This window comes from Burkholderia sp. SIMBA_051 (genome assembly GCF_046534915.1).
Classification (GTDB): Bacteria; Pseudomonadota; Gammaproteobacteria; order Burkholderiales; family Burkholderiaceae; genus Burkholderia; species Burkholderia ambifaria.
In genome coordinates this window covers 1-238 of record NZ_JAWRXS010000851.1, presented here as the reverse complement: position 1 = coordinate 238, position 238 = coordinate 1, and the positions used below count along the sequence as shown (strand labels likewise).

At 62.6% G+C, this 238-nt stretch carries 1 protein-coding gene; it reads left to right on the top strand.

Translation table 11 applies throughout. The features are described 5' to 3' along the window. On the top strand, window positions 1-238 hold a 238-nt coding region (locus SB771_RS36850), incomplete at both ends, for an alpha-isopropylmalate synthase regulatory domain-containing protein (protein WP_410722266.1).

The following is a 238-nucleotide window of genomic DNA, read 5'->3' as shown; positions in this document are numbered from 1 at the left end:
GATCGACGGCTTTATCAACGCGCTCTCGGACTATCTCGGCGTCGAAATGTCGGTGCAGGATTACTCCGAGCACTCGCTGCAGCACGGCTCGAACGCCTCGGCGATCTCCTACGTCGAGACCGCCTATCCAGGTGGAAAGCTGTTCGGCGCCGGCATCAGCACCAATATCGTCGGCGCCTCGCTGGAAGCGATCGTCTCGGCCGCCAACCGCGTGCTCGACGTCAAGGCCGGCAAGAAC